Consider the following 26,175-nt stretch of genomic DNA (forward strand, 5'->3'; position numbering starts at 1 on the left):
CTTCAGGTGTGTTCGGTCAGCGGCTGCCGCTCAGCCCGGCGAAGGCGCAGACGGTGTCCGCGATGTGCTCCACCTGGGCATCGGTGAGGCGCGGGTGGACCGGGATGGCCAGTTGGCGTCGGCTCGCGCTCTCCGCGTGCGGCCAGCTCCGGCCCGCGGGCGCGAACCGGGTGAAGGCGGCCTGGTACGGCAGTGGGAGGGGGTAGTAGACGTGACTCTCCACCCCTCGGTCGGCCAGATACCGCTTCAGTTCGTCCCGCTCGTCCACGAGCAGCGAGTACACGTAGGCACAGCGGCCGTTGCGGCCCGGCGGAGGGGGCAGCACACCACGCTCGCCGAGCGGCGTGAAACGTTCGGTGTAGTAGTCGGCGATGCGGGCCCGGCGCTCCAGCAGCTCGGGAAAGCGGCGGAGCCGGTGGAGCTGGAAGGCCGCGAGCACTTCGTCGAACCGGCTGTTGTAGCCGGTGCGCGGGTAGACGAACCGCTCACTCTGCCCGTGGTTGCGCAACGACCGGACGGCGCATCCGAGTTCGGGGTCCATGGTGACGACGGCGCCGCCCTCGCCGGCTGTCCCGAAGGTCTTGACCTGGACGAAGGAGAAGACTCCGGCCTCCCCCCAGGTCCCGGCGGGGCGGCCGTCGAGGACGCCACCCTGGGCGACCGCCGAGTCCTCGACCAGGCGCACGCCATGACGCCGGGCGATCTCGCGCATGCGGGGCATGTCGGCCATCACCGAGAACATGTGCGCCGGCATGATCGCCCTGGTCCTGTCGGTGATCGCCCGTTCCACCTCGCCCGGGTCGGCCACCATCGTCCACGGGTCGATGTCCGCGAACACCGGCGTCGCCCGCAGTCCTGCCACGGTATTGGCCAACGGAGCACAGCCGTACGCCGGTACGACGACCTCGTCGCCGGGTCCGATCCCCATGGCGTGCAGGACGAGTGTCAGCGCGGAGGTGCCGCTGGAGCAGGCCACGACGTCGGCGGCGTCGAGCGAGTCGCGCAGGACCTCCTCGAAGCGGGCGGTGTGCTCGCCGAGCAGGAACCTCTGCTCCGGTGCGGTGCCGATGTCATGGACGAGGTCCATGAGCACCTGCCGGTCGTCCTCGAAGAGGTCCGGAGGAAAGAAGGGAACCGTCACGCCGGCCTCCTCGTCGTGAAGCGGCGGACGAGGGCGCACACCGTGTCGACGTCGTCGAGGCTCATGTCGGGGTAGAGCGGGAGGGCGATCGTCCGCTCGCAGGCCCTCTCGGCGTGCGGGAAGTCGCCCCGCCGGTATCCCAGATGGGCGAAGCATTCCTGGAGGTGCAGCGGGGCCGGGTAGTACGTCTCGGTGCCCACGCCGTGCCGGGCCAGGTACCCGGCCAGTTCGTCACGTCGCTCGACCTCGACGAGGTACACGTAGAAGACGGGGTCGGTCCGGGCGGTGCGGGGCACCACGGTGGGCAGCCGGAGCACGCCGGGCGTGCCGGCCAGCCGTTCGGTGTAGGCGGCGGCGAGCCGGGCCCTGCGGGCGATGTCCTCGTGCAGCCGGGTCAGCTTGGCGAGGAGGACGGACGCCTGGATGTCGTCCATCTTGCTGTTGACGCCGTTCACTGTGGTCTCGTTGCTGATGCCCGGGAAGTGGCCCAGCGTCCGGCCGTAGCGCCCATGGTGGCGCAACGCCGCTGCCGCCTCGGCGAGTTGAGGGTCGTCGGTCAGGATCGCGCCGGCATCGCCGATGGCCCCCAGGGTCTTGGTGGGGAAGAACGAGAGCACACCACCGGCTCCGAGCAGCCCGGCATGGACGCCGTGCCACCGCATGCCGATGGCCTCGGCGCTGTCCTCCACCACGGTCAGCCGGTGGTGGTGCGCGACGTCGAGCAGCGCATCCATGTCGGCCATCTGGCAGAACAGGTGGACGGGCATGATCACACGGGTGCGTGGAGTGACCGCGTCGGCCGCGGACTTGGGATCGATCGCGTAGGTGACAGGGTCGATGTCGGCGAAGACCGGGCGGCCGCCGGCCAGTACGACGGAGGAGGCCGAGGCCACGAAGGTGAAGGCGGGGACGATGACCTCGTCGCCGGGTTCCAGGCCGCAGGCCCGCAGCAACAGCACGAGGGCGTCGGTGCCGCTGTTCACGCCCACCGCGTAGCGTGCGCCGGTCCACCGGGCCAGCGCCTCCTCGAACCGGGCGACCTGCCGGCCGTGCGAGAACTTGCCGTCCTCGAAGACTTCCGTCAGCCGGGACCGGATGTCCGGCCAGAGCTCCTCGAAGGTCCGGGCCTGTGTGAAGAAGGGCACCGGTCCCCAGGTGCCGTCCGCGGTGCCGGTCGTCATGCCGCGCCTGCCGTTCCTCGGTCCTAAGGATGCGTTGTGCATGTGTCCTCTCGTGGCGGTGGCGGCGAAAGCGAACCGGGGCGTCGGCGGGCGGACTACGACGGCGCTCCCCCTTGTGCCGGGAGCGCCGGACGCAGAACCGCGTGGATCGCAGGCGGTCAGAGCAGGGAGAACTCCAGCTCACCTGAGTGGTAGCGGTGTACGGCCTCGATCAGCTCCTCGATCGACAGCTGACCGTCGCCGTCCGTGTCGATCAGCTTGAACGCCGTGCCCGCCGTGGACTCGTCACTGCCGATGGCACCGATCCAGCGCTGGAACTCCTGAGGGCTGACCTGTCCGTCACCGTCGGTGTCGCACAGGTCGGCGATCGCGCTGATCGTCGGACGCAGCACCTGGTCGAAGCCGGCCTGCCCGCGGTCGAGCACCTGCTCCGCCGCCACGTTCCTGAACTCCTCGAAGCCCAACGCGCCGTCGACGCCGACTCCGGCCTGACCCGCCACGTACTCCCACATGCCGAGGTACGCGTCGGCGAGGGCCCGGCCCTTCGGGGAACTCTCGCTTTCCCCGAAGGAGAGCAGAATGCGCTTTGCCTCACCTGCCCAGTCACTGCGATCGATGGTGCCGTCGCCGTTCTTGTCCCACATGTCGAAACGGCGACGAAGTCGCTGCTCCTGTACGGAAGTGGTCACGCTTCTTCCTTTCGCTCTTTCCTTCTCGGCACCTGCGACTCAGATACTTACCGGAACAGGCAGCGCTAACCCACTCTTACGAGTGACAAAGAATCGCGCCACAAGATTCTGCGCTTGACCGAGAACTTCACGTGGGCGGTGGGTACGGGCACGCATCCAAGCCGCCCCGGAAGACTGGATCCGGAGCGGCTACGAAGAGAAGCTCACAAGTGCACCGGAAGGCTATTTCCCTCTGGTTTGCATGCGATTCTACGTGTCCTGTAGATGACTTTTCCGACTCAGCACGAGAACCATTACAGATACGGCGATCGGGGCCACCTGGGAAATGAGTTGCCCGACCACGTCCACGGTGTCGAAGCGTCCGAGATGCGCCGCGTGGAATATCAGGTGGGGAACCGTGAAGGCGAGGACGCCGAAGGCTGCCGCCCGCACCAGGCGCCGCTCGGGGGACACAGCGGCCATCAGCAGGACCGCCGCCAGGCCGAGCGACAGGGCGCCCAGATCGCGGACCAGGTGTTCGTTGTACGGCGGGAACTTGGTCACCCACGCGAGAGACGGGAGCGGGAACCCGTCGTAGAAGAATCGTGGCGCGAGCAGAGCCCATGCTCCGGGCACCCCCTGCCCCAGGGACAGCAGCACCAGCGCGGCGCGTACCGGGAGGAGCCTGGTCTCGGGCGCCGGCCCTGCCACATCGGTGCGTCGACCGGTTTCGCCTGACTCTCCGCGCAGGAGCCCGGCCCCGGGGCCCGCGCGGGCCGTCAGTGTCGGCGGCCGGGGGGTCGCTCCGAGCGACTCGCACTCGGAGGGACCCCTGCCGTCGGTCTGCGACTCAGACACCCAGAAGCGGCGCGTCGAGCTCGCCCGCGTGGTACTTGCCCACCGCGGCCACGAGTTCTTCGACGGACAGTTGCCCGTTTCCGTCGGCGTCCACCTGCCTGAACACCTCGTCGGCGTCGATCCGGTCGTTGCCGATGGCGGCGAGCCACTTCCGGAACTCCTGCGGATCGACCTGCCCGTCGCCGTCGACGTCGCACAGGTCGACCATCGCGCGGATGCTGGGCCGGAGCATGTTGCTGAAGCCGACCGCGCCCTGACTCAGCATCTGGGCGTCGGCGATCTCGACGAACTGCTCGACCGACAGGTCCTGACCGGCGTCACGGCCGGCCCGCTGCATCATGTAGTCCCACATGTGCGGGTACGCGTGCAGCAGCGCCTGAGCCTTGGGGGAATCCTCCGGCTCCCCGAAGGCCTCGACGATGCGCCGGGCCTCCGCCTCCAGGTCGCCACGGCCGACACGTCCGTCCCCGTTGGTGTCGTACAGCGCGAAGCGCTGCCGGAGACGCTCGGTCTGGGCAGACTTGTTGGACATCTCACTCCTCGTTGCCGAAAAAGCTGGGATGAATACCGGCTGCCTCGCACCCGAAACCATGAGAAACCGAAGGATTCATCATTTCGGAATCCTTGAGGGGGAATTGAAAACCCGAGCACAGGTCCGAGCGATCGACCGCCCACGCCAGGCGAACATTCTATGCCTCGCTGCAAGGTACATGAGTACTAGCACCCCTAGGGACCTGTCAACGGCGGGTACGACGGGCCGAAAGCCGCAGAAACATTTCTTCCGCACGGGCCGCCACCCCCGCACGGCCGATTGTTTTCGCGCGTGGGTTCGGTCACGAAATCGGAATCGGCCTCCCTGGGCGGCGCCAGCCGGGCCGACTGCACACCACGGCCTCCCTCGACACGCGTTCCGGCCATCTTCCCGTCCAGTACAGAAGCGGCAAGCAAGCACTATGAACACCTGCCATCGGATACGATGCGCCGTGGCCGCGATAACGCAACCTGCGCCCCATTCGCCGCACCATCAGAGCAATCAATTGCGTGCGTTTCAGGGGAAGACGGGATGGGTATGCAGAATAATTTCGAGCCGATCCGCCAACCTGTTCCCAGTCCATTCGACGCCATATTTGCGTGCGAATTCACACCTGTGTGCGACGTTCGAAAAGAGCGTACAAGGGGGGTCGAGCCGTGCTGTGCACGCTGATCGTCGGCTTGGGCCGCGCGGGCCTGGGACTGCATGTGCCGGTGCTGCTGCGTGCGCGCTCCCACGTCCCCGGTACGTTTGCCGATCACCCGATCGTGGGGGTGGACCCCGGGGGCACCCCCGGCACCGAGCAGCGGGATCTGCTGACCGTCGGCGCCCTGAGCCGAGCGCGCGATCTCCTCGACCCGGCGCGTACCGTCGTCCATCTGTGCACTCCGCCCGCCGTGCGTGCCGACGTGCTCCGCGAGGTCGCCGCGCTCGGATTCTCGCGGATCCTCATGGAGAAACCACTGGCCGATGGCCGGGACACGCTCCAAAACGTCCTGCACCTCGCGCGTGAACACGAGCTACGCCTGTCCGTCGTGGCGCCCTGGCTGCACAGCGCGCTGACCCGGCGTCTGGTCCAAGTGGTGGGCGACCGCAGGCTCGGCGCCGTGCGTTCCGTGTCCGTCACCCAGCACAAGCCCCGGTTCCGCCGCTCCTTGGCCAGCAGCAGCCACACCTCCGCTTTCGACGTGGAGGCGCCGCACGCGGTCGGCGTCCTCCTGCGGCTCCTGGGTGACGCGCGGCTGCGCTGCGCGCGCAGCACCGACCTGCGCGTGGGGACGACCATGGTGCCGCGCATGGGCGGTGCGCACCTCGAACTGCTGCATACAGGTGGGGTCCGCAGCCAGGTGCTGTCCGACCTGTCCGCCCCCGTACGTCAGCGGCGGATCGTCCTCGGCATGGAGGACGGAAGTGCCGTCGGGCACTACGCGGTCGGCCAGGACGACGACTTCGCGCAGTTGGAGATCACGCGCGGCGGCCACACCACGCGTGAGGTCATCCATGACGACTCGCTCATGGCATGTCTGAGCCATGCCTACCGCGGATTCGCCGAGGACGGCGAGGGCGCCGGCGCCGACGACCTCGCCCTGCACGTACGGACGGTCGAGCTGCTCGACGAGGCGAAGCGGCTGGCGGCCCTGCCTCCCCCCGGCACACCCCCTCGCAAGGAGGCGATCGCGCATGGGCGTTGACCATCCCGGAACAGGTCCCCGGCAGCCCCGGTGCGAGGGGAGCGAAGACCTCCCTAAGAGCGGATGGGCTGCTCCCGGCATCCGCTTCGCGGGCATCGGGGACGAGGCCGCGGCGGATTCGGCCGGGCAATTGGACGCTCTGCGCCAACTGGGCTGGGGGGCGATCGAGTTGCGCAACGTCGACGGCGTCGCCATCGCCGACCTGGACGACCGGGCCTTCGACGCTCTGGCCGACCGGATCGCGGCAGCCGGTCTCGACGTCGTCTGCGTCGATTCCCGGATCGCCAACTGGGGCCGCCCGATCAATGGTCGCTTCGAGGACGATCTGAGCGAGCTGCGGCAGCTGGCCCGGCGCTGCGCCACCCTCGGCACCCGGTACATCCGGGTGATGTCCTATCCCAACGCCGGTCTGGACGAACGGGAGTGGGCCAGGCGAGCCCTGGACCGGATGGCCCTGCTGGTCCGGCGGGCCGAGCAGCAGGGCCTGGTGCTGCTGCACGAGAACTGCAGCGGCTGGGCCGGCAGCCGCGCCGACCGGATGAGGGAACTCCTCGACCGCGCCGGCGGCCCCGCGCTGCGGCTGCTGTTCGACATCGGCAACGGAGTGCCCTACGGCTACGACGCCCGCGCACTGCTGGACGAGATCATCGACCACGTCGCTCACGTACATGTCAAGGACGCCCGGACCGGACCGGACGGCCAGGTCACGTACACACTGCCGGGGGACGGGGAGTCCGGGGTCCGCTCCTGTCTCCGGGCCCTCATCGACCACGGCTACACCGGGGCCTGGTCGATCGAACCGCACACCCACCTGCGGCCGCACCAGGACCAGAACACCACCGGCACCGACGGTGTGGCGGCGTTCGTCCGCTACGGCCGATGCCTGGAACAGCTCGTGCGGCAGGAGATCCTGTCCGGCCGGTCTCCCGCCGGAGGGGGGCGGCATGGTTGACGTTCCGGCGCCTCCCTTCCCGGCCGGATCCGCCGCCCCCTCACCTCCCGCGGCCCTGCCGGTACCCGCCCGGCTGACACCGGCCGATCACGACCTGCTGCTCGACCTGCTCGGTACTCCCACGGCCGGGCCCCTGGAGACCGGCAGCGACGGTCCCGCCGTGCGGCTGTGGGAGGCCGGCCGGGCCTATGCGGAGGCCGCCGCGACGCTCGGGCTGAGGGTGTTGCGACACGCCCCGCCGGAACCGGCGGCGCTGCTCCGGGACGACGTGCCGGCGACGGTCCGGAAGGCGGCACAGGACGAGACGTTCCTGGCCTCGCAGCCCAGCCTGGTGCTGCGCCTCGGCCCCGAACTCCCCCCGCGGGAGACGGTGATGTTCAACGTCCACCTGGACACGGTGGCCGGCTGGTGGCCCGCCCGCTTCGACGGACGGCGCTTCACCGGCCGGGGAGCGATCGACGCCAAGGGCCCCGCCGTCGCCCTGCTCGCCGGCATCCGAGCCGCACGCGCTGCCGAGCCGGCTCTGGGCAGCCGGGTCGGTGTGCTCATCCAGGCAGTCGCCGGTGAAGAAGGCGGTGCCATGGGTACGTTCGGCACCAGGCCGCTGGTGGAGGACGGGTTCACCGGCGGGCTGAACCTGTTCTGCGAGCCCACCGGCCACCGCTTCCTGCCCCGTTCGACGGCGTCGATGACGGCCCTGGTCCGCGTCGAGGGCGAGGACGCCGTGGACGATCGCCCCGACGCGGGTCACAACGCGACCGTGCTGCTGGGGCATATCAGCAGCCACCTGGCCCGTGCCCTGCCGCCGCGGATCGGCGACGGAAGGGTGTGCGTGGCGGGCCTGCACACCGGCGAACGGCACAACCGGGTCTACGGCACCGGCCGGCTGCTGCTCAACATCTCCTACGGGTCCCGTCCGGCCGGCCGAGCCGCAGAGGCGGCGCTGGAGGAGGCACTGCGCGAGGCGCTCACCGACTTCGCCTCCAGGACCGCCGGTATCCCCGACCTGGCCAGGACGGCCGCCGACGCGACACGGATCACGTCCCTGCACTGGCACAAACGCGGTCTGCCCGCGCTGGACGGCCGAGGCCGCGCGCCGTGGGCCGAAGAGCTGCTGGAAGGACGTGCGGGCCTGGTGCGCTGGCCCGACGAGGAGCCCGCCTTCACCTGCGACGCGATCTGGATGGCCGGCCTGCCCGACAGCTACACGGCGGTCTTCGGCCCCGGAGACCTGGACACCAACCACGCGCACGCCGCCGGCGAGTACGTCGACCTGGACGACCTGGACCGGTACGCCGACGAAATCGCCCGCATTCTCGTCGCCCGAGTCCGCCACGGGCCGCCCGGCGACGGTGCCGGCGATTGTCACGCTCACTCAGCGGCCGCGCCCGGCGCGGCCGCGGACAGGAACCCCCTGCGATGACCTCGACGACCCCCACCACTCCTACGGCGTCGGCGGACGCAGCCGCACCGACCGCCGTGACGCCCCGGCCCGGACCGCGCGTCGTCCCGCCCGAGGCCTCAGGCAGCGACGGCGACACCGGCGTACGGGTGCCGTACCGGGGCCTCCTCGGCTTCGTGGCCGATGTCCTCCGCGCCAGAGGACTGCCCGAGCACCGTGCGGGAACCGCCGCCGAGGCACTGTGCCACGGCGACCTGACGGGCTTCACCAGTCACGGCATCACCAACCTCACCCGGCTCTACCTCCCGCTGCTCGACTCGGGCCGATGCGATCCACGGGCGGAACCGCGGATCGTCACCGACCACGGTGCGTCGGTGCTCCTCGACGCCCGCCGGGCGCTCGGGCTGTGGGCCGCCACGGAGGCGATGGACCTGGCGGTCGAGCGCGCCCGCCGGTACGGCGTCGGCATGGTCTCGGTGCGGGGAGCCACACACTTCGGCTGTGCGGGCCACCATGCCCTGCGCGCGGTGCGGCACCACATGGTGGGCCTCGTCACCGCCAACTGCGGCCGCCAGCGGATCGTCCGCCCGGTCGGCGGACGGGCCCCCATGCTGGGCACGAATCCCCTCGCGCTGGCCGCCCCGGCAGGCGACCGGCCGCCGTTCGTCCTGGACATGGCCACGACGGTCGCCCCCACCGGCAGGGTCCGAGCCGCCGCACGCGCCGGGCAGAGCGTGCCGGTGGGCTGGCTGCACGACGACGACGGCAGGCCTGTGACCGATCCGGCCGCCTTCGACCGTGGCCAGGCGCACCTGCGCTGGCTCGGCGGCGACCCTGACAGCGGTGCCTACAAGGGTTTCGGTCTCGGTCTTCTGGTGGAGGTACTGTCCGCACTCGTCCCCGGAGCCGGAGTGGGCCCACAGGAGGAGACGGCGGAGCCGGCCGGCCCCGACGACGACATCGGCTGCCTCATGCTGGCCATCGCCCCCGGGCGCCTCAGGCCCGAGGCCGAGTTCCGCACCGACGCGGCCGCCCTGTTCGGTGCCCTCCTCGGCTGCCCGCCGGTCCGGGCGGACGAACCCGTGCGCTATCCGGGCTGGCCCGAGGACGCCCGCTCTCGCGACCGGCGCGCTCACGGCGTCCCTCTGGAGCCGGCCCTGTACCGGGAGATGCTCGATCTGGCCCGGAACAGCGGTCTCGGTTTCCCGGCGCCGGTGCGGCCCTCGGCGGCGGGGGGCCCGGCATGACACTCCCCCGCATCGGCCTCATCGGCCTCGGTGTCATCTCCCGCTTCTACCTGGCGGCATTCGAACGTGCCGCGTGCGCACAGCTGGTGGCGGTGTGCGACCCCGACGAAGAACGGCTCGGCGTCGCACCGGCGCAGGTGCCGCGCTACCGCGACCACCGTGAGCTGCTGCGGGCCGCGGATCTGGACGCCGTGGTGGTCAACGTGCCCAACGACCTGCACTACCCGGTGTGCAGGGACGCGTTGGGGGCCGGACGCGCGGTGTGCGTGGAGAAACCACTCGCCACGCGTCCGCGCGACGGCCACCACCTCGCGCGACTCTCCCGGCAGAGTGACACGGTGCTCTTCACCTCCTTCCACCGCCGCTACAACGATGAGGTGAACGCGCTCCGCCAGCGCATCGCCTCCGGCGCGCCGATCGCGTCGCTCACGGTGCACTACGAGGAGACGATCGAGGAACACGCGGGCAGGGACCGCTGGTATCTCGACCCGAAGCGCTGCGGCGGCGGCTGCGTCGCCGACAACGGGCCCAACGCGTTCGATCTCGTCCGCCTGTTCCTCGGCGATGTCCGGGTGACCGGGGCCACCGTGCACCGCGATGCGCGGGGGGTCGACCGGCAGGCGCAGGTGCTGCTGACCGCCCCGTCCGGCGCGGCGGCCCGGGTGGTGCTCGACTGGTCCTGTCCCGGCGAGCGCAAGACGGTCGAGGTGCGACTCGCCGACGGAACCGTGGACCGGGCCGACATGCTCGCCGGCCATCCGGAGTTCAAGGGCTCCCTGTGGCACGAATACGTGGGCGTACTGCGGGACTTCACCGACGTCCTGTCCGGCCGCCGCCCGAACCGCCCCGACGGCCTGGCCGCCCTGGAGCTGGTGGCCGCCACGTACGCGTACGAAGGCCTCGCTCGCCCCCAACCCCGACAGGAGGTACGCCACCCGTGACACCCGGAGAGGACGGTGCCAAACGTGCCGTGTACGGGCGGCTGGTGAAGGTCCTCACCCACCGGCGTGACGACCGGGGGATGACCCTGGAGGGGTTCGCAAGCCGGTGCGTCCGCCGTGGGGAGGTGCATGAGTTGGTGACCACCGACCACACGGAGACCGCCACCGGCGCCCGGATCGACCGCGTCGGATTCCTGGGCTTCGTGGAGGTCGGATGCGCCGGAGTCATCGACCGGGGCGACGAGGTCTGGGCCGACGGGAACCTGGTGGGGACGGTCCTGGGATTCGACGCCTGCCACTTCCCGAACCACTACAACATCCTCATCTCGGTGCCCGAACCGCTCACCGGCCCGCAGCTCGGTCTCGCCCCCGAAGTCGAGGTCAGGTTCGGGCAGCGCGTTCAGATGCCGCATCCGACCGGAAACCACCCGACGCCGAGCGGCTGACACCTGCCGGCCGATCACCAGGAGCACCCGTGAACCCACGTATCAACCTCGCGGAGCTGGAGCCCGCTGCCTATCAGGCCATGCTGGGTCTGGAGCGCTACCTCTCGTCCAGTTCGCTGCCGGCACCGCTGCGCGAGTTGGTCAAGCTGCGGGCCAGTCAGCTCAACGGTTGCGCGTTCTGTGTACACCTGCACAGTGGCCGCGCCAGGAACGGCGGAGAACCAGACGAACGACTGTTCTCCCTAGTGGCGTGGCGCGAGTCCCCCTTCTTCAGCAAGGCCGAGCGTGCCGCTCTCGCCCTGACCGACGCCGCTACCCGCCTCGACTCCGACGGCGTGCCCGACGACGTGTGGAACGAAGCCGCCTCCCACTACGACGACCGGCAACTGGCGGCACTTGTCATGACAGTCGCCACCGTCAACGCCTGGAACCGGATCGGCGTCAGCACCCGCATGGTGGCCGGCCCGCAGCGCCCTGACGGAGACGGCAATTGAACGACTGGAGGAGCCGCCCTCGACGCGGCGGCCACGTGATGCCGTCCATGGCAGACCCTGTTCCCGGGCCTCAGCCTCATTCAAGACCAGGCGACTACTGCTCTCCGATCAGCCCCGACTGACCGATTTCAACGCAGCGTAGTCAGCTCCAAGTCAGCACGGCAGGGGTGGGGACAGGTGATGACGTGCGCTTTTTGGTCAGCACCAAACCAGCACCGGAGTCAGCACCCGACCACCCATACATGCCCGAACAACGCAACTCGGACAGTGCTCACGCAGGCACACTTGAGGCCCGCACAGCCGCTCCGCCAGCACCGTCATGGTGCCCCCACGCACACCCGCCCCCGGAACTATGGTGTCCCACCACATACGCCACTGACCTGCGGATTCCTACGGTATGGCGACACACAACCGTCCCCGCCAACCGTATGGAAGTGGTGCCGATGCCCTCCCCCGCAACCGCTCCCCCACCCCCCGCCAGCCTCAAGCGCATCGTCGCCGCCAGCCTCATCGGCACCACCATCGAGTGGTACGACTTCTTCCTCTACGGCTCCGCCGCCGCGCTCGTGTTCAACAAGCTGTTCTTCCCGGACTCCGACCCGCTCGTCGGCACCCTGCTGTCGTTCCTGACGTACGCCGTCGGGTTCGCGGCCCGGCCGCTGGGCGCGCTGGTGTTCGGGCATTACGGCGACCGGCTCGGGCGCAAGAAGCTGCTGGTGCTGAGTCTGTTGCTGATGGGCGGGGCCACCTTCGCCATCGGGCTGCTGCCGACGCACGCCACCATCGGGGCGGCCGCGCCGGTGCTGCTCACCGTGCTCCGGCTGGTCCAGGGCTTCGCGCTCGGCGGTGAGTGGGGCGGTGCCGTGCTGCTGGTGTCGGAGCACGGGGACGCGCGGCGGCGAGGGTTCTGGGCATCGTGGCCGCAGACCGGCGCGCCGGCCGGGCAGCTCCTGGCCACCGGTGTGCTGTCGCTGCTCACGGCCCTGCTGTCGGACGCTGCGTTCGGCAGCTGGGGCTGGCGGATCCCGTTCCTGCTCTCCGGAGTGCTGGTGATCGTCGGTTTGTGGATTCGTCTGTCTGTCGATGAATCACCGGTCTTCAAGCAGGCGTTGGCGCAGGCCGAGGCTCGCAAGGCGGACGTGGCCGCGGAGGCCGAGAAGCTGCCGCTCGTCTCCGTGCTGCGGCACCACTGGCGTGACGTCCTGGTCGCCATGGGCGCCCGCATGGCGGAGAACATCAGCTACTACGTCATCACCGCGTTCATCCTCGTCTACGCCACCACCTCGGCCGGTGTCTCCAAGCAGACCGCGCTCAACGCGGTGCTGATCGCGTCGGCCGTGCACTTCGCCGTCATCCCCGGGTGGGGCGCGCTGTCCGACCGGATCGGCCGCCGGCCGGTGTATCTGATGGGTGCGGTCGGTGTCGGGCTGTGGATGTTCCCCTTCTTCGCGCTGATCGACACCGGCGGCTTCGGCAACCTGATCCTCGCCGTGACCGTCGGGCTGGTCCTGCACGGGGCGATGTACGCGCCACAGGCCGCCTTCTTCTCCGAGATGTTCGCGACGCGCATGCGCTACTCCGGTGCGTCGATCGGTGCGCAGTTCGCCTCGGTCGCGGCGGGTGCGCCCGCGCCGCTGATCGCCACCGCGCTGCTGTCCGACTACGGCAGCTCCACGCCGATCGCCCTGTACGTCATCGCCGCCGCCGTGCTCACGGTCGTCGCGGTGGCGGCGGCCGAGGAGACGCGCCACCGGGACCTGGCCGACGTCGCTCCCCCGTCCGGTCAGGGAGCAGACCGGACGGCCGCCGCTCCCGAGGACGCCCGCGCCTGAACGCCCGGGCCGCTGCCGTCCCGCCCCCGTACGTTCCGCGTGCGGGGGTCAGCGCTGTTCCGGTGCCGACAACCGGAGCAGGCGCAGGGCGAGTTGGATCTCCAGGGCCCGTGCCGGGCTCTGCCAGTCGTCGCCGAGGAGGCGGCCGACGCGCTCCAGACGCTGGGCGACGGTGTTCACATGGACGTGCAGTTCGTCCTTGGTGCGGGCCGGGCTCATGCCGCAGGCGAAGTAGGCGTCGAGGGTGCGCAGCAGTTCCGTGCCGCGTCGGCGGTCGTAGGCGACGACCTCGCCGATGGTGCGGTCGACGAAGCCCGGGATGTCCCGGTCGCCGGCCAGGAGCAGCCCGAGGAAGCCGAAGTCCTCGGCGGCGGCTCCGTCCCCGAAGCGGCCGAGGACACGCTGGGCTTCGAGGCAGCGGCGGGCCTCCGCGTAGGCCGCGGCCACGGCCTCGGGACGGGTGGCGAGGTCCTCGACCGGTGCGGACGCGCCGACGGTGACCGGTGCGTGGACCGCCTTGCCCAGCTGCCGGGCGGCACGGCGGGCCACGTCCGTGGCGCTGTCGCCGGAGCCGAGGGGCAGCAGGAGGACGGTGCCGCCGTCGCGGGCGGCGGCCAGGCCGTGCCCGGTCGCGGCCAGGTGGGACGCCGCCGCTGCCAGGCGTCTGCGGGCGTCCGCCTCCTGGTCGGCGTCGGCCGCACCGCCCTCCAGCCGCGCGGCCAGCACCACGTGGAGCGCGTCGAGGTCGGCGTGGAGCCGGGCCGCACGCTCCCGCAGCAGACGCGGGTCGCGGTCACGGGCGTCCAGCAGGTCGTCGAGCAGCTCACCGCGCACGCGCTGCTCGGCCTCGGCGGCGGATCTGCGGGCCAGGAGCAGCAGGGACGTGACCATCGCGGCACGCTCCAGGGTGCGCTGGTCGACCGGGTCGAGCCCCGGGTGGCCCCGCAGCACCAGTGCGCCGAGCAGTTCGCCCCCGGCGGCGACGGCGGCGATCCAGTCGTCCTCGTGCAGCACCGCGTGCCCCTGCGCGCCGGACTTCTCCAGGGCCCCGGCGGGCGCGGCGGCGGCCTCGGTGAACTCGACCGTGCCGTCGAGGATTTCGGAGACTGCGGCGGCCACATCATGCACCCCGCCGCCGCGCAGGACGAGTTCGGCGAGCCGGTCGTGCACGTCGGAGGCGCGCTCGATGACGCCGCTGCGGTCCCGGATGATCTCATTCGCACGCTCCAGGCCTGCCAGGGCCGATCTGGTCTCGGCGAGCAGGTTGGCGGTGTCGATGGCGGCCGCGGCGAGGGCGGCGAAGGAGCCGAGCAGGGCGATCTGCTCCCGCTCGAAGACCCGGGCGCGGCGGTCCGCGGCGAAGAGCACGCCGATCACGTGGTGCCCGAGCGTCAGCGGCACGCCGAGGATGGCCACCAGCCCCTCGTCCCGCACGCCCGCGTCGATGGTGAGGGTGTGCTGGAAACGGTCGTCCTTGAAGTAGTCGTCGGTGACATAGGGGCGCGCGGTCTGTGCGACCAGGCCGCCGAGCCCCTCCCCCATGCCGAGCCGCAGCTGCTGGAACCGGGCCGCGACCGAGCCCTCGGTGACCCGCATGTAGGTGTCGCCGCGCTCGGTGTCGTTCAGGCTGAGGTAGGCGACGTCCGTGCCCAGCAGCGAGCGGGCGCGCTGCACGATCGCCTGGAGCACGGCGTCGAGGTCGCGCAGCCCGGCGAGGTCGTGGGCGGTCTCGAACAGTGCGGACAGCTCGGCCTCGCGCCGCCGTCGTCCCTCCAGCTCGGCGCGTACGCGCAGGGCGAGCGGCTTGGCCTGCCGGAGCGCGGCGATCCACTCCGCCGGGCGCCCTTCGGCACGCGCGAGCAGCTCCGGCTGCTCGTAGGCGTCGGCCGACGCGCCCCGGGCCAGGAGCTCGAGGAACGGTGTTTCGGCAACCTGCACGTGATCGCTGGACATGCTCACAGGATTCACCATGACCGGCCCGTCCCGTCGGCCCTGTGGACAACTCCCCCCGGCCGACGGGACGGGCTGCTCAGTGGGCGGTCCAGCCACCGTCGAGCACGAGCGAGGTACCGGTCACGAAGGACGCCTGCGGACCGCACAGATACGCCACGGCCTCGGCGACCTCCTCCGGTTCGATCAGCCGTTTGACGGCGCTGTCCTGCAGCAGCACCTCGGACAGGACGCGCTCCTCGGGGATGCCGTGCGCCTGCGCCTGGTCGGTGAGCTGCTTCTCGACCAGTGGGGTGCGCACATAGGCGGGGTTCACACAGTTCGAGGTGACACCGTGGGGCGCGCCTTCGAGGGCGGTGGTCTTGGACAGCCCCTCCAGCCCGTGTTTGGCGGCCACATAGGCCGACTTGTAGGCCGAGGCGCGCAGCCCGTGGACGGACGACACGTTCACGACGCGGCCCCACCCCTGCCCGTACATGTGGGGCAGGGCCCCGCGGATGAGCCGGAACGGTGCCTCCAGCATCACGGTGAGCACCGTGTGGAACACCTCGGGCGGGAACTCCTCGATGGGGCGCACCAGTTGGAGTCCGGCGTTGTTGACGAGGACGTCGGTGCCGGCGGCGGCGAGTTCGGCGGCGTCCAGGTCGGTGAGGTCCAGGACGTGCGGCTCCACCGCGCCGGCGAGGCCGCGCCCCCGGTCGGCCAGTGCCTCCAGGCCCACGGCGTCCCGGTCGACGGCTCTCACCTTGGCCCCGGCGGCCGCGAGCCGCAGCGCGCAGGCACGGCCGATGCCGCCGGCGGCGCCGGTGACGAGCGCGGTGCGGCCGCCCAGGTCGAGCGGGGAGGCGTGGGGGGCCGGGAGGGCACGGGGCGCGGTCATGGTGTCGACCCTAGGCAGCGTCCCAGCCCCACCCCATGTGGTCACGCCCCATAGTTCAGCCGGAGGCAGTGGGGTCGAACCATGTGGGGGTGTCTGACAGTGCCTGCTTGATCCGGTGCAGGCCGAACTCGTTCAGTTCGGGCAGCGCGTCGACGTCGAACCAGGCCACGTCCAGCGACTCGTCGTCGTTGACCCGGGCCTCACCGCCGACGGCCCGGCAGCGGAAGGTGATGTCCATGTACTGGCAGGTGTCGCCGTTCTCGTACGTGACGGGCTCCAGGGCCTGGACGAGGACGACCCGTTCGGCGACGCAACGCACGGCCGTCTCCTCGTAGACCTCCCGCACCGCGCAGGCCGCGGGCTGCTCCCCCGGGTCGGGAATGCCGCCGAGCACGGACCACCTGCGGGTGTCGGCCCGGCGGTTGAGCAGCACTCTGCCCTCGTCGTCGAAGACCAGGGCGGTGACCCCCGGAAGCCAGAGCAGCTGATGACCGGCCGAGGCACGGAGTGTGCGGATGAAGTCGGGAGTAGCCATGCCGTCGACCCTAATGGGCCCCTTCCGGCGCCCCTGCGCGATTCAGGCGGTGTGCGGCCCGCGTACGGCTACACGTCACCGGCGCGTCGTCCGCGCAGCCCGGCGCCGACGGCCCAGCCGACTCCGCCGGCCGCGACCAGCACGAGGGCGATCTCCGGCAGGATGCCGAGCCGGGTGGCGGGGGTCTGCGAGGACCGCAGCGGCACTTTCTGCACCAGTGAGTCGGCCACGAACATGCCGGTCTTCTGCGTGATCCGGCCGTCCGGCATGATGATCGCGCTGACTCCGCTGGTCACCGGCACGGTCACGGTCCGGCTGTGCTCGACCGCGCGTACCCGGGACATGGCGAGCTGCTGGTAGGTCATCTCGCTGCGGTCGAAGGTGGCGTTGTTGCTGGGCACAGAGATCATCTGCGCGCCGTCGGTGACCTCGGAGCGCACGGCCCAGTCGAAGGCGGCCTCGTAGCAGGTGACGAGTCCGACCTTGGCGCCGTCCATGGTGAACACGCCCGGCTTGGTGCCCCGGCTGAAGTCCTGGCGGACCATGGCCGTCCAGTTCTTGTTGATCGCGCCGATGACCGAGCGCAGCGGCAGGTACTCGCCGAACGGCTGGATCTGGCGCTTGTCGTAGGTGTCGACGGGGCCCTTCGCCGGGTCCCACAGGATCTGCTCGTTGTACAGCTTGCCGTCCCGTTCGACGACGCCGCCGACCGAGATGGGCACCCCGACGGCCTTGGCCGCCGTGTCGATGACGGCGCGGGCGTCGGGGTTGGCGAAGGGATCGATGTCGGAGGAGTTCTCCGGCCACAGCACGAAGTCGGGTTGCGCGACCTTGCCCGCCTTGACCTCGGCGGCCAGGCGCTCCGTCTCGCGAGCGTGGTAGTCGAGCACGGCCCGCCGCTGGGAGTTGAAATCGAGTCCGGCGCGGGGCACGTTGCCCTGGATCACCGCGACGGTGGCACTGCCGTCCTCTGCCGTGTCGCTGACCAGGGGCCGGGCGGCGACGGCGCCCGCGACCGGGACGGCCAGGCTCAGCAGACCCAGGGCGGCGGCGGAGCGCCGTACCTCACCGGTCCGCCGCCGTTCCACGGCGAGGCGGACGACCTCGTACAGCCCGAAACCGCACAGCACGACCGCGAAGCCGAGCACCGGGGTGCCGCCCACCGCGGCGAGCGGCAGGAACACACCGTCCGCCTGGCCGAACGCGACCTTCCCCCAGGGGAAGCCGTTGAAGGGCGCACGCGCGCGTGCCGCCTCGCCGGCGATCCACACCCCGGCGGCCCACACCGGCCAGCCGGGCAGCTTCGACACGGCCGCGACGCCGGCGCCGACGGCGGCGACGAAGAGGGCCTCGATCGCCACCAGGGCGAGCCAGGGGCCCGGCCCCACCTCCACTCCGGTCCACACCAGCAACGGCAGCAGGAAGCCGAGGCCGAAGAGGTAGCCGAGGCCCAGTGCAGCCTTCCAGCCGCGGCCGCGCAGCACCCAGCCGAAGACGGCGAAGGCCGGCAGCGCCAGCCACCACAGCGTGCGGGGCGGGAAGGAGACGTAGAGGAGCAGGCCGGAGAGCGCGGCTGCGGCGGCCGGAGCGAGACGTACGAGCCGCCGGGCCCACGTCCGCGCCCCGGGCGCGGTCCGCGGATCCAGCTGGTCCGACTCGCCGACGGAGGTTGCGGTGACGGTCACTCCCGGAGTCTACGGCGCGTGACCTTGGGGCCGACAGCGCGGCAGGCGTGGTGGACTCCCTGTTCATTTGGTCACGACACATCCCCAAACCGCCCACCAGCCGTTACCGTGTGCCAAGCCTCAGTCGTACGGCCCTCGGCGGCCCGTGCGGCCGGGGTCTTCACGAGTCGGGGGCGAAGGTGCGCCGGGGGGCGGGCGGGGTGGGTTCCAGTGGGGTGACGTCCGTGTCCGGACCGGACGCGGACGGCGAGAGACGAATCGTTTCTGACGCGGCGGGTGTCGTGGTGCTGGGCACCTGCGCCGCCTGGTCCCTGATCACGGCGGCGGTGCACGACGGCCGGCCCGAGGGGGTTCTCCTGGCGGTGCTGGCCGTGGCCGCGGGGTACGCCGCCGGGCGGATCAGCGGGGCGCTGCTGCCGGTCGGCGCGCCCTTCACCGGGGCACTGGCCGGCATCGCGCTGACGGTGGCCGTTCCGCACCTCGCTCCGGGCCCGCAGATCGCCGCGCCCCTCGGGCACGCCGGGGGCACGGCCGCCGTCCTGACGCTGTCGGCCGGTGCCGCGTGCTGTGCGGCCTGGTCCGCGCCGGTGCCGGCCGTTCGGTTCGCCCTCCGTCTGCTGGCCGCGAGCATCGCGGTGCTCGCGGCGGTGCTCGGCTCGGCCACCGGCTTCGTGACTTGTCTCGCGGTGCTGGTGTGCTCTCTGGCCGCCGGCCGCACCCGTCATCGCGGCGCCGGGACGGCCGTACTGGCCGTGGTCGCCGCCGTGGTGACCGGTCTGGTCTGGGCGGTCGCCGCGCAGGCCGTACCGGGCGGGTTCCTGGCCGCGCTGGAGGGGCGGCTGACGCCGCACCGAGTGCGGCTGTGGCAGGACGCATGGCATCTGCTGGACGACGACCCCGTCCTGGGGGCCGGCCCGGGCCGCTTCGGGGAGCTGAGCACGACGTCCGCCCAGTCGCTGCTGTCCGACGGCAAGCCCCACTCGGCACCCCTGCAGCAGGCGGCCGAGCAGGGGGTCGTCGGCGTGGTTCTGCTCGCGGCGGCGTTCGGCTGGGTCCTGTACGCGCTGTGGCGTGGCCCGCGCCCGACCCCGGTGGCGCTCACCGCCGGCGCGGCCCTGACGGCGCTCGCCTCCATCGCCGCGATCGGCAACGCGCTGAGCTTCACGGCGGTGTCGGTGGGAGCGGGCCTGCTGGCGGGCATGGCCACGGCGCGCCCCCTCGAACCGTCGAGCCGTACTCCGCAGGGGCAGGCACGGGGAGCGGGACGCACTCCCGCGTGGTGACAGTCGGTGATCACGGCCGTCGATCACCCCCGGTGACGAGCGGCCGGCGGCTCAGTGCGCGGGAGCGCCCGGCTTGGTGGGCCGCAGCCGTGCCTCGATGACCCGTACGGCCGCCTCGGCGTCGTCCACGGTGATCGTGAAGGTGTGCCCGTCCCACAGCTCCAGCTCGACACCCTCACCACGTCGTACGACCACCGCGGTGCCCTTCTCGGGCCGCCATCGGTATCCCCAGCCGCCCCAGTGGCGAGGGGTGACGTGGGAGATGTACGTGGCGCCGGCCACCTGGGAGAGCGGGATACGGCGGCGCGGAACGCCGATGTGGCCGCAGCGCACCTCCAGGTGCTCCTCGTCGACCCGCAGGGCGACGTGCACGAAGGCGAGCGTTCCGAACAGGACCAGCAGCCCGGCGGCGATGCACCCGACGACGGCCATGGCCAGCGGGGCGACGCCGGACGTCCATGCCGAGTCGACGGCCAGCGCGATGCCGAGCGCCATGCAGGCGGCACCCACGAGCGCCAGCAGCCACTGCACCCGGTTGGTGGCACGGCCGGTCCAGACGTCCGAGTGCGGGTGGGGGGCGTTCCCGCCGTGGAGGTGGTCCCTCATGTCTTTGAGGGTACTCAGATTTCGCTCCGCAGGTACCTTGTGGCGGAGTGTGACTGCGCCGGCCGGGCGCCGGGCCGATCCGGTCCGGCGATGACCGTCGGTGACGGGTGCCGGTCAGCGGGCGGGCGTGACCGCCTGCATCAGACGCCCTTCGGCGTACGCCAGGGCGGGGGCCGGCAGCGTGCCCTCGCGTCCGCTGAGCAGCACGGTGAGCGTGCCGTGCGGTGTGGCTCCCGGCGCGGGCTGCTCGCCGAGCCGGCGCAGGGCCTGGGCGGCCACGGCTCCCGCGGAGCCGTGCAGCACGAGGGGCGGGCGGCCGGGGCGCTGGACGGCGGTCCGGATGCGTTCGGCGACCAGCTCGTAGTGGGTGCAGCCGAGGACGACGGTGGTCACGTCGTCCGGGGTGAGGGCGGCGGCCGCGGACACGGCCGCGTCGATCGCCGCCTCGTCCGCGCGCTCCACGGCCTCGGCAAGGCCCCAGCACGGCACCTCGGTGACGGGCACGCCCCCGGCGAAGTCACGGATCAGGCCCTGCTGGTAAGGGCTGCCGGTGGTGGCCGGGGTGGCCCAGATGGCCAGGTGCCCGCCGCCGGCCGCGGCCGGCTTGATCGCCGGGACGGTGCCGATGACCGGGAGTGCCGGTTCGAGGTGGGCGCGCAGGGCGGTGAGCGCGTGCACGGTCGCGGTGTTGCAGCCGACGATCAGGGCGTCGGGGCGGCGCGCGGCGGCGGCCTCGGCGACGGCCAGCGCACGCTGGGTGAGATCCTGCGGAGTGCGCGGGCCCCACGGCATGCCGTCGGGGTCCAGGGAGAGCACGAGATCGGCGTCGGGGCGCAGCCGCCGTACCGCGGCGGTGGCCGCCAGCAGACCGATTCCGGAGTCCATGAGCGCGATCTTCACCCGATCACGATAGACGATGTGCCGTCCCGGGCAGGCCGGGTGGGGCAGACTGCGCGCGTGAGCGCCCTTGTGTGGACTGCCGCTGGATCACTGCTCGCCTGGCTGTGGCTGCTGCTCTGCCAGGGCTTCTTCTGGCGCACCGATGTGCGGCTGCCGTCACGCGAGGAGCCCGACGAGTGGCCGTCGGTGTGCGTCGTCGTCCCGGCGCGCGACGAGGCGGCCGTGCTGCCGGCCGCGCTGCCGTCGCTGCTCGCGCAGGACTATCCGGGGCGGGCGGAGGTCTTCCTCGTCGACGACGGCAGTTCGGACGGTACCGGTGATCTGGCACGCGAGATGGCGCGCAGGCACGGTGGGCTGCCGCTGACGGTGGGGTCGCCGGGTGAGCCGCCGACGGGCTGGACCGGCAAACTGTGGGCGGTGCGCCACGGCCTCGGGCTGGCACGCGCGCGTGAGCCGGAGTACGTCCTCCTGACGGACGCCGACATCGCACATGCGCCGGACAGTCTGCGCGAGCTGGTGGCGGCGGCCCGTTCCGGTGGGTTCGACGTCGTCTCACAGATGGCGCGGCTGCGGGTGGAGAGCGTCTGGGAACGGCTCGTCGTGCCGGCGTTCGTCTACTTCTTCGCGCAGCTCTACCCCTTCCGCCGGATCGCCGGGGAGGGCCGGACGGCGGCCGCGGCCGGGGGCTGCGTCCTGCTGCGGACGGAGGCCGCCGAGCGGGCGCGGATCCCGGAGGCGATCCGGCACGCCGTGATCGACGACGTGGCGCTCGCCCGGGCCGTGAAGGGCGGCGGCGGCCGCGTCTGGCTGGGGCTCGCCGAGCGGGTGGACAGCGTGCGGCCGTATCCGCGGCTGCACGACCTGTGGCGGATGGTGTCGCGCAGTGCGTACGCCCAGTTGCGGCATCAGCCGCTGCTGCTGGCCGGGACGGTCGCCGGGCTGGCGCTGGTGTATCTGGTCCCGCCCGTGGCGGCCCTGGCGGGTCTCGCCGCCGGCCGTACGCCGGCGGCGGTCCTCGGCGGTCTCGCGTGGCTCGTCATGGCGGGGACGTACGTCCCGATGCTCCGCTACTACCGGCAGCCGCTGTGGCTCGCTCCCCTGCTGCCGTTCACCGCGTTCCTCTACCTCCTCATGACCGTCGACTCCGCGGTGCAGCACTACCGGGGGCGGGGTGCGGCCTGGAAGGGCCGCACCTACACACGCCCGGACGCCCTGCCCGACGAGGGCTGACGGCCACCCGGGGTCACTTGCGGCCGGGGGTCCAGTTCATGCCCCACCCGTAGGCGTGGTCGACGGTGCGCTGCGGGCTCACCCCGCGCTCGGGCACCAGGTAGCGCGCCTCCCGCTGGACGATCAGATCGCCGCCGGTGTTGGTGATCAGGGCGAGCGCGCACACGAGTGAGGGGACGGTGCACTCGTCCAGGGAGAACTCGATCGGCGCCCCGTACTGCGGCTGGAGCGTGACCGATGCGTTCAGATCGGCGAAGGAACGGGCGCCTTCGTAGATGGTGACGAAGACGAGGATGCGCCGGAAGGCGTTCTTGTGGTCGAGGTTGACGGTGAGGTTCTCACCGGTCGTGACGGCGCCGGTGCGGTCGTCGCCGTCGAGGTGGATGTACGGAGGCTGGTGCAGCGCTCCGAAGCTGTTGCCGAGCGCCTGTACGACGCCCTTGCTGCCGTCGTTGAGTTCGTACAGGGCGCACAGGTCGAGGTCGAGGTCGGAGTGCATCGCGGTCGGGCGCCCGAACTTGCTGCTCCACCCCGAGAACTGCTTGCGCACCTCCCAGTTGAGGTTCACGTGCAGCGCGCCGGAGGTGCCGCCCTGCTTGGTGAGCGAGACGGAGGGGGCGGCCTTGGTGAGCGTCACCTTGGTGAGGCGGACGGGCGCGGGGGGCGGGGCGGCGGGCTGCGGCGTCGGCGGGGGCGTGAACGCGGAGGCGGCGGGCGGTGTGGCCGCGGGGGGCGCCGGAGCGACGACGGCCGGTGCCGGGGCCGCCTGCTGCGGCTCGTCCACGGTGATGCCGTAGTCCGTGGCCAGTCCTTCGAGGCCGCTGCTGTAGCCCTGACCGACGGCGCGGAACTTCCAGGCACCCTGGCGGCGGTAGAACTCGCCCAGCACGAAAGCGGTTTCGGTGGTGGCGCCCGGGTTGTCGAAGCGGGCCACCGGCGTGCCCTGGGCCGCGTCCTGGACCTCGATGTACAGGTCGGGAACGTGTCCGAACGTGCCGCCGTCGGCGGAGGCGGCGAGGACGACCGTCTCGATCGCGGGCTCCACGCGCGCGAGGTCGACGAGAAGCGCGTCGGTCACCCGGCCGTCGGTGGTGCGCTTTCCCTCGTGGCTGATGGCGCCGGAGGAGTGCGCCGGCTGGTTGTAGAAGACGAAGTCCGCGTCCGAGCGGACCTTTCCGCTTACCAGCAGCAAAGCGGAGGCGTCGGCGTCGGGCACGCCCGCTCCGGCCCGCCATCCCAATTCCACCCGCAAGGCCGCGGTGGGCACCGGAGTATTTGAACCTTTCAGCATTTGCATGTCCGCCCCCATTGCGTGTCACCGCGCCGGGCCCGTCCCGGCGGTCCGTCGAGTTCCGTGCGCACAACCTAATTCCTCGCCGCGGCGAAGTCCCCCCGGCGGCCGGCCGGAAGACCGGCGGCCAACCCCTGGTAACCCGTCCGGAACTCGGCCTTTACACGATCAGCCCCTCGTTCGGCGCCCCATTTTGCCGAGTTCGCTCGCATTGGGGATCCCGGGTCACTGCGGACACGGAAAACAACCCTCTTATCGGTCTCCCCAACCAGCACATCGTGGGCTTAACTTATGTGCCATGACCTCCCCCCGCTCCACCTATGGCGGCGGCTACTACTCCGCCTCCTTCCCGGACACCCCGATCTACGACAAGCTCGTCGCCGAGCGGGGCACCCCGCAGATCGCTCCGATCCGGGTCCCCGCTCAGTACGACATGCCGGGCAGCAACCTGCCCGCCCTCCCGTCGGCGCTGCCCGCCCTGCCGGCAGCCCCCTCCCAGCCCGCCTACGGCTATCCGCAGGCGCAGCAGCCCTCACCGCTGCAGCAGGCGCCCGCGGCGTACATCCCGCAGCAGGCCACCGCTCCGCGCGGCTACCCCGGCCCCCAGCCGCAGCAGCCGCGTCCGGCCGCACCCGCGGGCTACGAGGCGATGCGCCCCGCGGCTCCCCGGCCGGCCCCGGCTCCCTATCAGGACCCGTACAACAACCAGCAGTACCGCGGGTACTGAGCCGACCTCCGGGGGCTGCCGGTGCCGGCTGGCACGATGGCCCCATGGGGAACGCTCACCTGCACTCGATTCACATCCATCCGGTCAAGGCGGTCCGGGGCCTGGCGCCCCGGGAGGCCGTCGTGGAGCCCTGGGGCCTGGCCGGAGACCGGCGCTGGGTGCTGATCGACGACGGGGGAAAGGTCGTCACCCAACGCCGGCAGCCGCGCCTCGCGCTCGTCGCCGCCGAGCTTCAGCCCGGTGGCGGCGTCCGGCTGTCCGCACCCGGCATGCCGCCGTTGGCGGTGCCCGTTCCCCGGCCCTGCGTGACCGTGCCGGTGGAGATCTTCCGCGACAAGGTCGAGGCGGTCCCGGCCGAGGACGAGGCCGCGCATGCCTGGGTCAGCTCCTGCCTCGGCTCCGACGCGCGCCTGGTGTACATGGACGACCCGGCCACCCGCCGCCCCCTCGCCCCGGAGTACGCGCGGCCCGGTGAGACCGTCTCCTTCGCCGACGGCTTTCCGCTGCTGCTGGCCACGACGGCTTCGCTCGACGCCCTCAACTCCCTGATCGCGCAGGGCGAGCACGCCGGCGAGGGCCCGTTGCCCATGAACCGCTTCCGGCCGAACGTGGTCGTGGCGGGCACCTCCGCCTGGGCCGAGGACGACTGGTCGCGCATCGCCGTCGGGGAGGTGCCCTTCCGCGTGGCCAAGCCCTGCGGCCGGTGCGTGGTGACCACCACCGACCAGGGCACCGGCGAGCGTGGCCACGAGCCCCTGTTCAGCCTGGGCCGCCACCGCCGCCTCGGCGGCAAACTGGTCTTCGGTCAGAACCTGGTGCCGCTGTCCCGCGGCACGATCCGGGTCGGGGACCAGGTCAGGATCCTCGAATAGCTCTTCGGGCGGAGCGGGAACCGCACCACGGGCCCGGGCGTTGGCCTGTGTGAGAAATTCATGAGAGACCCGGAGGAGCAGTGATGTCGCTCTCTCTTCGACGGGCCCATGCGTGGGCGGCTCCGCCGGGGGAGTATCACGGAGCGGGAAGGGGGTGCGGGCGGTGCGAGCGATCAGCGGACTCTGGCGCTGGCGGCGCAATCCTCTGTGCCGCGCGACCGACCTGGCCGAGGCCTGGGTGGCCCTGGCCGCCCTGATGCTGATCCTGCTGGCCGCCCCCGTGGCAGGCTCGCTCGTCGGGAGAACGGCGGAGGACGCCCTGCAGCGCTCCGTCCGGGAGCAGCACGAGGCGCGGCATCTGGTGACGGCCACCGTGGTCCGCAAGCTGGACCGCTCCCCGCTGGACGCCGACCCGGAAACCTCGTCGGGCAGGGATCTGCGCACCCGCGTCCTCGCCGACTGGACCGCACCCGACGGCACCCCGCACCAGGGCCCCGTCCTGGCGAGCCTCAAGGACCCCCGGCAGGGCGACGAGTTCCGGATATGGACCGACCGGCAGGGCCGGATGGTGGCCCGCCCGCTCGACTCCGCGACGGCCTCGACGCACGCGGTCCTCGCCGGCTTCGGCACCGCCCTGGCGACGGGCGGTCTCATCGAGGCCGGCAGACGGCTGATCGTCTGGCGCATGGTCCGTCGCCGGTACGCCCGTTGGGACCGGGCATGGGACAAGGCGGGCCCGGACTGGGGCAGGACGGGCACCGGCAGCTGACGGCCTTCCGGCTCTGGTCAACCCACCACCCGCGCGCACGCTACGGTGGTCCGGCCGAACCG

The 26,175-nt window shown here is 71.8% G+C and carries 25 protein-coding genes; 13 read left to right on the forward strand and 12 right to left on the reverse strand.

Features of this window, described 5'->3' with window-relative positions:
• Positions 1 to 16: 16 nt before the first annotated feature.
• The 5 genes from A4E84_RS04415 to A4E84_RS04435 all read right to left on the reverse strand — a co-directional run bounded on the left by A4E84_RS04415 (position 17) and on the right by A4E84_RS04435 (position 4,380).
• Entirely contained in the window at positions 17 to 1,141 is a 1,125-nt protein-coding gene (locus A4E84_RS04415) for a DegT/DnrJ/EryC1/StrS family aminotransferase (protein ID WP_062925276.1), read from the reverse strand.
• The gene (locus A4E84_RS04420) at positions 1,138 to 2,322 is read right to left on the reverse strand and encodes a DegT/DnrJ/EryC1/StrS family aminotransferase (RefSeq protein ID WP_062925277.1); all 1,185 of its coding nucleotides are present in this window, start codon (positions 2,320 to 2,322) and stop codon (positions 1,138 to 1,140) included. Before A4E84_RS04420 ends, A4E84_RS04415 begins: the two co-directional genes overlap by 4 nt.
• Positions 2,323 to 2,480: 158 nt before the next feature.
• Positions 2,481 to 3,011: an EF-hand domain-containing protein gene (locus tag A4E84_RS04425; RefSeq protein WP_062925278.1), complete on the reverse strand. Its 531-nt coding sequence runs from the start codon at positions 3,009 to 3,011 to the stop codon at positions 2,481 to 2,483.
• Between the two features lie 249 nt (positions 3,012 to 3,260).
• The gene (locus A4E84_RS04430; RefSeq protein WP_062925279.1) at positions 3,261 to 3,701 is read right to left on the reverse strand and encodes a hypothetical protein; all 441 of its coding nucleotides are present in this window, start codon (positions 3,699 to 3,701) and stop codon (positions 3,261 to 3,263) included.
• A gap of 139 nt (positions 3,702 to 3,840) precedes the next feature.
• Positions 3,841 to 4,380 carry an EF-hand domain-containing protein gene (locus A4E84_RS04435; RefSeq protein ID WP_062925280.1) on the reverse strand — a complete coding sequence of 180 codons (540 nt, stop codon included), beginning with the start codon at positions 4,378 to 4,380 and terminating at the stop codon, positions 3,841 to 3,843.
• A 656-nt stretch (positions 4,381 to 5,036) separates the two neighbouring features.
• Between A4E84_RS04435 and A4E84_RS04440 the strand changes: the two genes are divergently transcribed.
• The 8 genes from A4E84_RS04440 to A4E84_RS04475 all read left to right on the forward strand — a co-directional run bounded on the left by A4E84_RS04440 (position 5,037) and on the right by A4E84_RS04475 (position 13,385).
• Complete coding sequence (locus A4E84_RS04440) at positions 5,037 to 6,071, forward strand: Gfo/Idh/MocA family oxidoreductase (RefSeq protein WP_062925281.1); 1,035 nt, start codon at positions 5,037 to 5,039, stop codon at positions 6,069 to 6,071.
• Positions 6,061 to 7,023, forward strand: coding sequence for a sugar phosphate isomerase/epimerase family protein (locus A4E84_RS04445; protein WP_079128867.1), 963 nt, complete (start codon positions 6,061 to 6,063; stop codon positions 7,021 to 7,023). Before A4E84_RS04440 ends, A4E84_RS04445 begins: the two co-directional genes overlap by 11 nt.
• Positions 7,016 to 8,446, forward strand: a complete 1,431-nt coding sequence (locus A4E84_RS04450; protein WP_237304833.1) for a M20/M25/M40 family metallo-hydrolase — start codon at positions 7,016 to 7,018, stop codon at positions 8,444 to 8,446. The genes A4E84_RS04445 and A4E84_RS04450 overlap by 8 nt, the downstream gene beginning before the upstream one ends.
• On the forward strand, positions 8,443 to 9,672 hold the full coding sequence (locus tag A4E84_RS04455) for an Ldh family oxidoreductase (RefSeq protein WP_062925282.1): 1,230 nt from the start codon (positions 8,443 to 8,445) through the stop codon (positions 9,670 to 9,672). Before A4E84_RS04450 ends, A4E84_RS04455 begins: the two co-directional genes overlap by 4 nt.
• Positions 9,669 to 10,613, forward strand: coding sequence for a Gfo/Idh/MocA family protein (locus A4E84_RS04460; protein ID WP_062925283.1), 945 nt, complete (start codon positions 9,669 to 9,671; stop codon positions 10,611 to 10,613). The genes A4E84_RS04455 and A4E84_RS04460 overlap by 4 nt, the downstream gene beginning before the upstream one ends.
• Positions 10,610 to 11,059, forward strand: a complete 450-nt coding sequence (locus tag A4E84_RS04465; RefSeq protein WP_062925284.1) for a DUF6917 domain-containing protein — start codon at positions 10,610 to 10,612, stop codon at positions 11,057 to 11,059. Before A4E84_RS04460 ends, A4E84_RS04465 begins: the two co-directional genes overlap by 4 nt.
• 29 nt (positions 11,060 to 11,088) lie before the next feature.
• Entirely contained in the window at positions 11,089 to 11,553 is a 465-nt protein-coding gene (locus A4E84_RS04470) for a carboxymuconolactone decarboxylase family protein (RefSeq protein ID WP_062925285.1), read from the forward strand.
• 443 nt (positions 11,554 to 11,996) lie between these two features.
• Positions 11,997 to 13,385 carry an MFS transporter gene (locus A4E84_RS04475; protein ID WP_062925286.1) on the forward strand — a complete coding sequence of 463 codons (1,389 nt, stop codon included), beginning with the start codon at positions 11,997 to 11,999 and terminating at the stop codon, positions 13,383 to 13,385.
• 48 nt (positions 13,386 to 13,433) lie between these two features.
• Here the strand turns inward: A4E84_RS04475 and A4E84_RS04480 are convergent, their stop codons facing one another.
• The 4 genes from A4E84_RS04480 to lnt all read right to left on the reverse strand — a co-directional run bounded on the left by A4E84_RS04480 (position 13,434) and on the right by lnt (position 18,435).
• The gene (locus A4E84_RS04480) at positions 13,434 to 15,338 is read right to left on the reverse strand and encodes a helix-turn-helix domain-containing protein (protein ID WP_062925287.1); all 1,905 of its coding nucleotides are present in this window, start codon (positions 15,336 to 15,338) and stop codon (positions 13,434 to 13,436) included.
• A 76-nt stretch (positions 15,339 to 15,414) separates the two neighbouring features.
• Positions 15,415 to 16,215 (reverse strand): 3-hydroxybutyrate dehydrogenase, encoded by an 801-nt coding sequence (locus A4E84_RS04485; RefSeq protein WP_062925288.1) that lies wholly within the window; start codon positions 16,213 to 16,215, stop codon positions 15,415 to 15,417.
• 55 nt (positions 16,216 to 16,270) lie between these two features.
• The gene (locus tag A4E84_RS04490) at positions 16,271 to 16,750 is read right to left on the reverse strand and encodes an NUDIX hydrolase (protein WP_062925289.1); all 480 of its coding nucleotides are present in this window, start codon (positions 16,748 to 16,750) and stop codon (positions 16,271 to 16,273) included.
• Between the two features lie 68 nt (positions 16,751 to 16,818).
• Positions 16,819 to 18,435 carry an apolipoprotein N-acyltransferase gene (gene lnt, locus A4E84_RS04495; RefSeq protein WP_062925290.1) on the reverse strand — a complete coding sequence of 539 codons (1,617 nt, stop codon included), beginning with the start codon at positions 18,433 to 18,435 and terminating at the stop codon, positions 16,819 to 16,821.
• Between the two features lie 224 nt (positions 18,436 to 18,659).
• Here lnt and A4E84_RS04500 point away from each other — a divergent pair, with 224 nt between their 5' ends.
• Entirely contained in the window at positions 18,660 to 19,718 is a 1,059-nt protein-coding gene (locus tag A4E84_RS04500; protein WP_062931302.1) for an O-antigen ligase family protein, read from the forward strand.
• Positions 19,719 to 19,769: 51 nt separating this feature from the next.
• On the opposite strand, the gene A4E84_RS04505 is transcribed toward A4E84_RS04500, so the two are convergent.
• Positions 19,770 to 20,324 (reverse strand): hypothetical protein, encoded by a 555-nt coding sequence (locus A4E84_RS04505; protein ID WP_062925291.1) that lies wholly within the window; start codon positions 20,322 to 20,324, stop codon positions 19,770 to 19,772.
• Positions 20,325 to 20,438: 114 nt separating this feature from the next.
• On the reverse strand, positions 20,439 to 21,224 hold the full coding sequence (locus A4E84_RS04510; RefSeq protein ID WP_107308269.1) for a glutamate racemase: 786 nt from the start codon (positions 21,222 to 21,224) through the stop codon (positions 20,439 to 20,441).
• Positions 21,225 to 21,263: 39 nt separating this feature from the next.
• On the opposite strand from A4E84_RS04510, the gene A4E84_RS04515 reads away from it, so the two are divergent.
• Complete coding sequence (locus tag A4E84_RS04515; protein ID WP_062931304.1) at positions 21,264 to 22,454, forward strand: glycosyltransferase; 1,191 nt, start codon at positions 21,264 to 21,266, stop codon at positions 22,452 to 22,454.
• Between the two features lie 13 nt (positions 22,455 to 22,467).
• Here the strand turns inward: A4E84_RS04515 and A4E84_RS04520 are convergent, their stop codons facing one another.
• Positions 22,468 to 23,745 carry a TerD family protein gene (locus A4E84_RS04520; RefSeq protein ID WP_079128869.1) on the reverse strand — a complete coding sequence of 426 codons (1,278 nt, stop codon included), beginning with the start codon at positions 23,743 to 23,745 and terminating at the stop codon, positions 22,468 to 22,470.
• A gap of 298 nt (positions 23,746 to 24,043) precedes the next feature.
• Here A4E84_RS04520 and A4E84_RS04525 point away from each other — a divergent pair, with 298 nt between their 5' ends.
• The 3 genes from A4E84_RS04525 to A4E84_RS04535 all read left to right on the forward strand — a co-directional run bounded on the left by A4E84_RS04525 (position 24,044) and on the right by A4E84_RS04535 (position 26,113).
• Positions 24,044 to 24,472, forward strand: a complete 429-nt coding sequence (locus A4E84_RS04525; RefSeq protein ID WP_062925292.1) for a DUF6643 family protein — start codon at positions 24,044 to 24,046, stop codon at positions 24,470 to 24,472.
• Positions 24,473 to 24,516: 44 nt separating this feature from the next.
• Positions 24,517 to 25,344: an MOSC domain-containing protein gene (locus A4E84_RS04530; RefSeq protein ID WP_062925293.1), complete on the forward strand. Its 828-nt coding sequence runs from the start codon at positions 24,517 to 24,519 to the stop codon at positions 25,342 to 25,344.
• Positions 25,345 to 25,507: 163 nt separating this feature from the next.
• Entirely contained in the window at positions 25,508 to 26,113 is a 606-nt protein-coding gene (locus A4E84_RS04535) for an Rv1733c family protein (protein ID WP_062931306.1), read from the forward strand.
• The last annotated feature ends 62 nt before the right edge of the window (positions 26,114 to 26,175 follow it).

Origin of the sequence: Streptomyces qaidamensis (assembly GCF_001611795.1) — a bacterium.
Lineage (GTDB): Bacteria > Actinomycetota > Actinomycetes > Streptomycetales > Streptomycetaceae > Streptomyces > Streptomyces qaidamensis.